General features: G+C 71.5%; 9 protein-coding genes. 4 read left to right on the plus strand and 5 right to left on the minus strand.

Annotation, left to right across the window (positions count from 1 at the left end; all coding sequences use genetic code 11):
- Positions 1-179: 179 nt before the first annotated feature.
- Positions 180-398 carry a hypothetical protein gene (locus FVA95_RS34340; protein ID WP_370460884.1) on the minus strand — a complete coding sequence of 73 codons (219 nt, stop codon included), beginning with the start codon at positions 396-398 and terminating at the stop codon, positions 180-182.
- 3 nt (positions 399-401) lie between these two features.
- Between FVA95_RS34340 and FVA95_RS26175 the strand changes: the two genes are divergently transcribed.
- Positions 402-806: a transposase family protein gene (locus FVA95_RS26175; RefSeq protein WP_370460885.1), complete on the plus strand. Its 405-nt coding sequence runs from the start codon at positions 402-404 to the stop codon at positions 804-806.
- A gap of 298 nt (positions 807-1,104) precedes the next feature.
- Positions 1,105-1,983, plus strand: coding sequence for a hypothetical protein (locus FVA95_RS26180; protein WP_149666506.1), 879 nt, complete (start codon positions 1,105-1,107; stop codon positions 1,981-1,983).
- A 159-nt stretch (positions 1,984-2,142) separates the two neighbouring features.
- Here the strand turns inward: FVA95_RS26180 and FVA95_RS26185 are convergent, their stop codons facing one another.
- Entirely contained in the window at positions 2,143-2,568 is a 426-nt protein-coding gene (locus FVA95_RS26185) for a hypothetical protein (RefSeq protein WP_149666507.1), read from the minus strand.
- A gap of 166 nt (positions 2,569-2,734) precedes the next feature.
- Between FVA95_RS26185 and FVA95_RS26190 the strand changes: the two genes are divergently transcribed.
- Positions 2,735-3,160, plus strand: a complete 426-nt coding sequence (locus FVA95_RS26190) for a hypothetical protein (RefSeq protein WP_149666508.1) — start codon at positions 2,735-2,737, stop codon at positions 3,158-3,160.
- Between the two features lie 19 nt (positions 3,161-3,179).
- On the opposite strand, the gene mobF is transcribed toward FVA95_RS26190, so the two are convergent.
- The 3 genes from mobF to FVA95_RS26205 form a co-directional block, all read right to left on the minus strand.
- Positions 3,180-7,574: a MobF family relaxase gene (mobF, locus tag FVA95_RS26195; RefSeq protein WP_240051745.1), complete on the minus strand. Its 4,395-nt coding sequence runs from the start codon at positions 7,572-7,574 to the stop codon at positions 3,180-3,182.
- A 262-nt stretch (positions 7,575-7,836) separates the two neighbouring features.
- A complete protein-coding gene (locus FVA95_RS26200; RefSeq protein WP_149666510.1) occupies positions 7,837-8,736 on the minus strand; it encodes a hypothetical protein in 900 nt (299 codons plus the stop codon).
- Positions 8,733-9,320, minus strand: coding sequence for a hypothetical protein (locus tag FVA95_RS26205; RefSeq protein ID WP_193564426.1), 588 nt, complete (start codon positions 9,318-9,320; stop codon positions 8,733-8,735). Before FVA95_RS26205 ends, FVA95_RS26200 begins: the two co-directional genes overlap by 4 nt.
- A 91-nt stretch (positions 9,321-9,411) precedes the next feature.
- Here FVA95_RS26205 and FVA95_RS26210 point away from each other — a divergent pair.
- A partial coding sequence (locus tag FVA95_RS26210) for a sigma factor-like helix-turn-helix DNA-binding protein (protein WP_193564260.1) occupies positions 9,412-9,628 on the plus strand: 217 nt, incomplete at its 3' end.

Genomic DNA, 9,628 nt, shown 5'->3' on the forward strand with positions numbered 1-9,628 from the left:
CGACGACGAGTTGAGCGAGCCGCAGCCGGGCGCGCGGGGTCAGGGCGGCGTTAGCGTGGGACACGAAGGCCTCCGGTGGGTGAAGCGGTTCCTAGACAGCTCCACTTCACAACCGGAGGCCTTCGTCTGTCAGCCAGACTCACCGCCCCCGGACGGGACAACCTCCCTGGACATCACACCTAGATCAGTCCGTCCAACTCGGCACCTCGACCGTCTACCGCTACATCCGGGAGGCCCTCGATCTGCTCGCTGCCAAGACACCCACGCTCGAGCAGGCGATCAAGGTCGCCAAGCGCAAGGCGTTCGTCATCCTCGACGGCACCCTGCTGCGCATCGACCGCGTCGGCATGGCGTAGAGGTGCGACCGCGCGTTCTACTCGGGCAAGCACAAAGCCCACGGGGTGAACGTGCAGGTCATCGCCGACCCCGTCGGCCGGCTGGTGTGGATCTCCCCGCCGTTGCCCGGGGCCCGGCACGACATGGGCGCCGCCCGCGAGCACGGGATCATCGACGCTCTCGCCGAGCACGAGATCCCCGCGGCGGCCGACACCGCCTGCCAAGGAGCCGGACCCACGGTGGCGGTCCCGCAGCGGCGGCGTCGCAAGGATCCAGACACCGGCCGGTTCCAGAAGCTGTCGAGGTTCCAGAAGGACGTCAACAAGGCCCATGCCCGCCGCCGCGGGCCGGGCGAGCGGGTCAACGCCGAGCTGAAGAACTGGCGGGTCCTACGCAAAAGCCGCTCCAGCCCGAACACCGCGGACAAGCTCATCGCCGCAGTTCAGACCCTCATGATCGCCAGCGCATGATCAGGTTGACAAGGCTCATTCCTCTTCACCTGAAGTCCGCCACTTACCGCTCGATCGTGTTCGTTCGCCCCGGAACGGTGTTCACTCAGCGTTCGACATGGCGGATCCGTTTGCCATGTCGTCAGGTCAGGAACACCCTTGAAGAACGAGCCACGCGACAACGGGTGACTCAGCTGGGGAGCGGAGGTCTTCGACGCCGCGACAGGTGCGAGGTCCGAACCGTCACCCGGGGTGGCCCGGGCCTCGCCGTCTTGTAGCCACGCGTCAGAAGATCGGTCGCGATTATCGGGAGGCTCTTGTGGCACCACGCCGGATCTCATCGTCACAACTGCGCAGTCAGATGCGTCAAGCGCAGGCGAAGGCCGAACGTCAGGTCCGGAGCGAGATACAGAAGCAGACCCGGAAGATCGAAAACAGCCTCAAGCGAGAAGCGACCAAGGCAGTCAACGACCACAACCGGCAGGTCCGTGCGAACCGGCGACGGCTGGAGTCGGAGGTCGCACGGCTGAATCGTAGTCAGCAGCACCGGACGTCGGTCCGGTACACCGTCACGCGAACGTCCGCGCTCAGGCTGCACACCATCTACCGCGAGGTAGAGCACAGCGCCAGCGTCCAGGACTGGGACGAGCGCCGACTGGCGCTCCTCGATCTCGCAGAGATTGAGACCGCGAACAGCGCGCACGTCGCCAACGCCCTGCTCGGCGACTCGTCTGACGACCTGCCCGAGCGCGAAGGCACCGCACTGACCGACGAGCTGAGTTCGGTCTCCGACGACCTGGACAAGCGCTGGCGAGGGGCGCTGTTCTCGATCAGCCCGGACAACCCCGACGCCGCGCGACACTTCTGCACCAGCGCCCGCGAGATCCTCATCGAGATGATCAACCTCAAAGCCCCGGACAGCGCTGTGGTCGCCGAGTATCCGGACGGTCGGACACCTGACGGTCGCGTCGCTCGGCGTTCGAAGATCCGATATCTCTTGGATCTCTACGGAGCCGACGATCCGAGCCTCGGTGAGTTCGTCGACGCCGACATCGACGACGTGATGAATCTGTTTGGCGCCTTCAACAAGGGGACCCACGGCGACGCCGGCCGCTACGCGGTCACCGAACTGCGTGTCATCAAGACCCGCGTCGAGGGTGCAGTTCGCTTTCTGTCTACAGTGATCCGCGGCATCTAGGATTCGCCAAGTTTCGAGAATAGCATCGGCAAGAGTGCCTCTGCGAGCCGTCATCGGATTGATGAAGCCGCAGAATACGAGCCAAGCCCCAACGGCACACGCCTGACGCACGATCAGGACTCACCTTGTTAACGTTGACTTCCAACTCACTGACACCGCTCACGCGATTAGATCCGGCGGGGCGTCTCCGTGCCCGATCGTCCACCCCGCAATCTGATTGACCGACACCGCCCAGGCATCAGAGCCGAGGTGCAGGAGCTGGTCGCCTGAAAGAGAGACGAGCGGGGGTACGACAGCGTTTACGAGATAGGCCACCGACCCATCATCCACTGCACCTTCCGCCGATTCTTCAATCTTCTCAATAATACTTGTCTTCGCCTCGTCGATGCCACTCCCTTCTGCGGCCCCCACATCCATGACTTGAATCTGGGCGCACATTTCAGATGTCCATCGTGCACGCGGTACGGCGTCACCTCGGATCAGTGAACTGCCGACCAGAATTGTTAGCGGCAGGCTTGCGGTTTCACTTCCGTGCATTGAACACAGCAGATCGCGGAGCGGCGCGTGGGATGCACTCTCAGTCATACCGGAGAACCTACGATCAGCCTCGCTGCTGTCGAGCCCTCATAGCTGTGCGATCGTGGAATGGCGTAGCCAGAAGCGACGAACGGTCGTCAGCATGTCCGACATCGCGCAACACAGCGGGTGTGGCTAGTTCCGACTGTCGGTGGTTGCTGTCACCCTGAAGCGCATGGCGGCGTCTACTGAGCAGGCAGCACGGATCCCGGCGGGGAATCTGCGGGTGCCCCGCGGCGAGTTCGCCGCGGTGTGGGCGGCGGCGGAGCGTCGGTCGTTGGAGGAGTCCGAGCGGGGTGTTCTGGACTGGTATGCGGCGGCGGTGGTGGCGACGTGCATCTGGATGGCGTGCGCGATCTATCGACCGCCGTGGGGCCGGCCGCACCCGGCGGAGGCGCCGGTGACCCGCACTCGGGCGTCGGCGTATGAGGAGCTGATCGAGGCGGAGTACCTCGCCGCGCAGCGGTTCGAGGAGCTGTATCCCAGCCGCGCGGCACGGGCGCCGGGATGGGGCGATGGGACTCGGGCGACGCTGAGGTGGGCGTGGCGGGGCGAGGGCCCGCCACCGGTCGAGGTGCAGGGGTGGTCGGCGGCGGGTTAGCCCCCGCCACCGACCACCGTCACCACCGGCTGTCGGCCAGCTCCGGCTCGTCGTCGAACCTGTCAGTGGCGTCGTCGACGACGCTGTGCTGCTCGGTGTGCCAGCGGGCGAGTTCGGCTGCCCGGTCTTCCTGGTCGTCCACGGCAGTGTCTCGGTAGCGGATCTCGTCGAGGATGCGGCCGGCGTGGTCGAGGTGGTCCGTCGTCTCGGCCGCCTCGGGCACCCGCACCGTGTCTTCCCCCACCGGCTCCGGACGGGCGGCGGCGATCTCGCGGACGTCGTCGCGACGGCTGTCCGCCGCCTCGGCATCCCGCTGCTCGACGGCAGCGGCGTCTCGGTCGTCCGGGGCCTGGTCGTGGATATCGTCCTCGGTGACCTCCCGGTACTGCTCGTCGTCGGCGACCGCGGCGTCGTGGGCGGCCTTCCACTCTGCAGCGGTGACCCGGTCGTCCGGGTCGTCGGCGGCGTCGCGTGCGGACAGCTCGGCCTTGGACAGCTCCGCTTGCACACGGGTCTGTGCGGTGTGCGCGAGCCACATGCTGCGGGCGTCGTCGATCTCCTGGAGCTGCACGGCCCGCTGCTCCAGCAGCGCCGCCATCGCCTCGGCCCCGGCGGCTCGCTCGGCGAGCCGGGCACGTTCTGTCGGGTCCGGGGTGGTGTCGAGTGCGGCGCGGGTGACCGCGGCGTCCTGCCGCTGGGTCTCGGCGGCCTGGCGGGTTCCGGCGAGCTCGTTGGTGACGTAGCGGGGTGCTGCGGCCAGTTCGCGTTCGTAGGCGCGGACGCGGATGCGGAGCTGGCCGTTGGACAGTTCCAGGTGCTCGCGGTCGATCTCCGGCCGTCCGAGCGCTCGCCAGGCCGCGCGGTGCGCGGCGAACTCCTCGACCTGGCCGGGCTTCGGCGCCGGGCCGAGCGCGTCGGTCGGGTCGTCGTGGCCGCGGACCTCGCGGTAAGCGGCGACCCTGCCGACGTCGTCACACCACCGCTGCCGGGCCGACGGCTCGGCGGGGACCTCGCCGAACGCCTCGACCGCCCACGCTGGCGGCTCGGCGGCCGCGGCGGTGCCAAGGTCGTCGGCGCGCTGGTCGGCGGTCTCGGCGAGGCGGTGCAGGTAGGTGCTCCACTCGGGGTTGTCGGTGCGGGGGATCCAGTCGGTCCAGCGTTCCCCGACGGGGTCGAGGCGGTGCTGGTCGCGGATGCGGGAGTAGACGACGTTGCTGACGTTGCGCGCCCCGGTGAGCGGGCCGCGCTCGACGGCCTCGGTGAGCACGGCGTGCGGGTCGAGGCCGGCCAGCTCGGCGCGGCGTAGGACGCGGGTCAGGGCGGCGGTGCCGTCCTCGGCCGCGATCCGGGCCCGCTGCTCTCCGGTGAGCGCGCCGTCGTGCACGAGCCGGTCGAGAGAGGCGGCGGTGCGCTCGGTGGCGGCGAGCTGGGCTGCGTCGGCGAGCAGCTCGGCCGCGGTCCGGGCGCTCTCGGCCTCGGCGGCGGACTCGGTCGCGATCGCCACCGCGGAGCGGTCGAGGGCCTGGTCGGCGGTGTCGAGGATTGAGGCGAGGACGGCGACGGGGTCGCGGTGCAGCTCGTGCCGCTCGGGCGTGCCGTCGGCCGGATCGTCGGGCGCGACCCGCGTGGTGACGTGGCCGGTGTTGCGATCGCGGCCGCGCGACATCCCGACGTAGAGGGAGTTCGCGCGGGTGGTGGGGGTGACGACGGTGTGAGTGGTGTCGACGGTGGAGCCCTGCCCGGCGTGTGTGGTCCCGGCGTAGCCGAGGGCCAGGTGCTCACTCACATAGGTCGCTGGAAGCACGAATCGGGCCCCAACGGCCGGGCCGTGGTCGGCGCCGTGGGTGTCGGTCGTGACCTCCAGGCTGCCGTCGTCGCGGACGGCGGTGACCCGGTAGAGGTCGCGGTTGTGCGGCCCGCGCCGGTTGCCCTCGAACCCGGCCAGGTGGTGGGCGTTGTGGCGGGCCTCGACCAGGTCCCCGACCCCCGCGGTGGTGCCGTCGAACCCCAACCGCACCCCCTCCTCAGCGACGCGGCCGAGGCGGACCAGCTCAGCCCGAATCTCGGCGGAGAGGCGGGCGGCCTGCTCGTTGGTGTCGACCAGCAGCAACGACCTCCGCCCCGCGAGGTGATCAGCCAGCCAGCCCCGCGCTGCCGAGGTCTCGGCGTCGTCGCGGGTGCCGGAGTCCAGGAGGCGGCCCTGCTGGTGGTAGGTGCGCAGCACGGTCTGGTCGCCCTCGCGCAGCCGCAGGCTCGCGTCGCGTTCCCACTCGGCGCTGAACCGGCGGGCGTCGGTGAGCTCGTAGCGGGACCCGGCGGTGGCGAGCAGGTCCATGCCGCCGCCGGCGCCGACCGCGGCGAGCTGGCGGTGGTCCCCGACCAGCAGCAGCTTCGCCCCCGCCGTGTCGGCCCGCTGGTGGATCGCGGCAAGCGCGGCGGTGTCGGTCATCCCGGACTCGTCGATCACCAGCAGGTCCCCCTCCCGCAGCCGCCACGCCTCGTCGCCGGCCACCGTCCGGTGCTCGGCCGGGGCGGCGGCGAGGCGGTCCTGGGTGGCGAGCCAGCGGGCGATGTTCGACGCCGTCAGGCCCTCGGCGGTCAGGACCTCGGTGGCGCGTTGGCTGGTCGCCAGCCCGAACACCTGCCCCGCTCCACCACCCGGGCTACCGGGCGGGCGTAGGTCGGGGTCGGCCCAGGCTCGGGCGAGGTTCCCGACGACGTAGGACTTCCCGGTTCCGGCCGGGCCGACGAGGGTCTCGACCCGGGCGCCGGAGGTGAGGATCCCGCGCACGGCGGCGGCTTGGTCGACACCGAGTTCGAGTCCTTCGCTGCGCAGGGTGCGCAGGAACCGTTCCGCCTGCGCACCGGTGAACGCCGCCCCGTCGCGGGCTTGGGTGGCGGCGAGCAGGATCCGCTCCGAGCGGACCTGCTCGGGGGTGCAGTACACCCGCCCACCCGGCGCGATGTAGGCCGACTCGCCGTTCGCCACGCGCAGGTCATCAGGCAGCAGCACCGACCCGGGTCGCTCGGACTCCAGCGCGATCGCATAGACCAGGGCGTGGTCGGTGAGCTGGTCCAGCAGTACCGCGACGTCTCCGCCGTCGGGGACCCCGAGGTAGTCCGGCAGCGCGGCGTTGACCGCGCGCACCAGGTCCGAGCGGGTCCACCCGGACTTGCGCGACGACACGTCCTCGAGCGCGATTTCGATCACGGCCTGGGGGTTGAACGCCTGCGGGGTGACCCCGTCGCGGCGGGCGGCCAGGGCGGTGTCGGCGATCCCGGCCAGGCCGCCGACGATGTCGGCCTGCAACCGGGCGGCGACCCGGTCCAGCATCTCCCCGCGGGTCTCCCCGTCGTGCGACTTCGCCGCCCGCGTCGCGAGGGCGGCCTGCTGGGCCAGCCGGTCGCGCTCGACGCCGTTCGGGGCCCGGCCGTAGCGGGCCTCGAACGCCTCGATCAACTCCGCCGCCTTCGCCGTCACCGCATGACGGCGGTTCGACACCAGCGACATCGCCTCCGCAGACACGCCGACAACCTCCCGGGACTTACCGTCCGGGCGGGTCGCGACCAACGTCCCGATCGTCGCCGCCAGCCGCTCCTCGGTGGTGCGCTCCCCCACCGCCCCCGCCCCAGCACGCCACCGGTGGATCGCCCGGGAGTCCAAGGTCCGCCACACCCCGTCCGGGCCCTGGATCCGGTTCAGGATCGCGTTATGGATGTGCAGCTGCGGGTCCCGGTCACGGGAGTCGTGCTGGAAGAACGACGCCACCGTGAACGCGTGCGCATCCACCCACCGCCCCGCCGCGCCGCCGTGATGCCCGACCCGCGCGTACCCGGCCTTGTCCTCCAAGTACGCCAGGGCGGCGTTGTTGCCCGCCCAGATCGCGTCCTCCACCGCCTGCCGGAACTCGCCCCACGCCGCCGCCGTGGCCTCGTCTCCGGCCTGGCGGGCGGCGACCTCGCGGGCCTCGAACGCGGTGTGCAACAGCGTCACCGACTTCTGCACCGAGAACGTCGCATCCAGGAACGCGACGTTGTGCCGGGCTGCCTTCCCCGCTTCGGTACGCAGCTCCGCGCGGCGTTCCGCCGCCGCGTCCGGCTCCCGTTCCAGCGCCGCCGCATACAGGTCGTCCTCGGACAGATACTTCCGTCCCGTGTGTCCCAACGTCGGGACGCTGCCCCACTGGGACACATCCCGGAACCCGCCGTCCCGCGGGTCAAGGAACCGCTCATAGAGCGCCCGCATGTCCTGGGCATCGACCAGCCCAGCGAGACCGAGCTGCTCGGCCCCGGCACCCCACCAGCGACCCGGCGGCTCCCCCTCGGCGACCGCGCCGGTGTAGTAGTTCTCCCGCCCCGTCGCGACCTCCTTCAACAAGTAGTCCGGGGAGTAGCCGGTAGCGATCCTCAGCACCCCGACCACCCCGAAACGATCACCGACGCGGCTCCGGAGCCCTCGGGAGCGGCCGCCCGGCGGTCGGAGCGGGCAGGGGTGCGGCGTGGCCGGCCGAAGGCCGGCCCGCCCCCTCGGATCGTGATGCCTCGGTGTGAGTCTCTTGATCTTGGGGTGCTCTTGGTCTGTTCGGTGTAGTCGTTCTCGGTTCTGGTCTTCTGCTCGCTCTCGCTGCTGGTGCTGCTCGTCTCGATGTGGGTGCTGCTGGTCTGGCTGCTCGGGTTCATGGCTGGGTCCTGTTCTGGGGCTCGCCGGGGACGAGGTGCAGGCCGCTCGCGGCCGGGTTGGGGGCGTCGCGGAGCTGTTGGAGGGCTCGGGCGGCGGTGCCCCGGCCGACCTCGGCCATCTCCTGCAGCTCGCGCACGGTCGGGAGGTCGCCGTGGCGCTGGCGGTGGGTGAGGGCGGTGGTGCGGGCGCGCTCCTGCGCGCCCGCACCCGACCGGCCCGTCCCACCCGCCGTCGCCCGGTCCCGCCGGACCGCCGGGCGTCGGGCCGGATGGGACACCGGTCGCGGCGGGCCCGGGATGACCGGCCCGTCCAGCGCGGGCGGGACACCCGTCCCGCGTCCCACCGCGGCCGGACGTTCCACCGGTGTCCGGCCCGGCGGCCAGACGGCGATCGTGGCCCGGACACCCGGCCCAGCCGCGCCGTCGGACTCGGGCCGGGCTCGGTCAGACCGGGCCGGGGTGTCGTCGGTGGGGGTTTCGGCGAGGAGGTAGAGCAGGTGTGCGACGACGGCGGCGGCGATCGCGGGCCACGCGCCGACGCCGAACCGCAGCACCGCGTCCGCCTCGACCGGCGGGGCCCCGGGTGCCGGGGCGGACCCGGCCAGGAACATCGCCTGCGCCAGACCCGACAGCCCGGCGGCGACGATCACCACGCTCCAGGCGTAGCGGGCTGCGCCGCCCTGCAGCCGGGCGGTCGCGGTGTAGGCGACCAGGGCGAGGCCGTCGGTGATCAGCGGGTAGATCCACGCCACCGCGACCGGGACCCGGGCGGCGACAGCGACCTCGAACAGGCCGTGCGCCGTGGCGACCGCGGCGCCGAGGGCGACGGCGAGGCCGGGCAGCCACACCGCGGCCCGACCCCACCGCCCCGCACCGCCGCTGCTGGTGATGGTCATCGGAGGGCACCGCCGATCGGGCTCGCGGCGGCCGGGGCGGGCTCGGGCGGGGCCTGGTCGCGGTGGCGTGCCCACCACCCCGTGATCGCGGCCGCGTGCTCCAGCCCGGGCACCGGGACCGGCGCCCCACCTGGCGCGGACCAGCCGGGGCGGGTCTGGTGGGCCTCGATCGAGCACGATCCCGCGCTCTTGCGGACCCGGGCGACGACGCCGGGGCGCTGGCGGTCGTGCCAGTCACCCGCCGCACTGACGGAGGCGTCGGGGCCCTGGTAGGCGGCCAACCACGCGTACATCAGCCACAGCAGTTCCTCGACGACGTCGGGGTGCCACAACCAGCACTCCGGCACCGCGGTCGCGCCGTCGGGGTAGCGCAGGAACACCGCACCGAGCCAGGCGGTCAGCTCGTCGACCAGCCCCTCGACCTCGCCGGGGTCGGTGGGGGCGAGCAGCCACGACGGCGCCGGCGGCTTCGCCTTCCTGCCGATCACGGTCTTCAACGTGTCCGCGGTCCGCGCCGCCATCTCCTCCAGCCGCTCGACCCGACCGTCGAGCGGGTCGAGTGCGTCGACCCGGCGGCGCAGCACGTCGACCTCACGCGCCAGATGTCGACGACGGCCTGAGACTGACCCCCTGACGTCGGATTGGGATTGACCCCTTCTGGGCGACGCTGAGGGGGTGTTGTCGGTGGAGGACTGGTCCGAGATCCGTCGTCTGCATCGGGCGGAGGGTGTCCCGATCAAGGAGATCTCCCGCCGGCTGGGAGTCGCGCGGAACACGGTGCGTTCGGCGCTGCGGGCGCCGGGCCCACCGCGGCGGGAACGGGGCCCGCGGGGTTCGCTGGCTGATGCGGTCGAGCCGCAGGTGCGGGCTCTGTTGGCGCAGTTCCCGCGGA

Source organism: Pseudonocardia sp. EV170527-09 (genome assembly GCF_008369905.1).
Taxonomy (GTDB): domain Bacteria; phylum Actinomycetota; class Actinomycetes; order Mycobacteriales; family Pseudonocardiaceae; genus Pseudonocardia.

Coding starts and splice junctions, on each gene's coding strand:
- FVA95_RS26185 (WP_149666507.1), bottom strand. CDS start 2,568: ATGACTGAGAGTGCATCCCACGCGCCGCTCCGCGATCTGCTGTGTTCA.
- FVA95_RS26190 (WP_149666508.1), top strand. CDS start 2,735: ATGGCGGCGTCTACTGAGCAGGCAGCACGGATCCCGGCGGGGAATCTG.
- FVA95_RS26200 (WP_149666510.1), bottom strand. CDS start 8,736: ATGACCATCACCAGCAGCGGCGGTGCGGGGCGGTGGGGTCGGGCCGCG.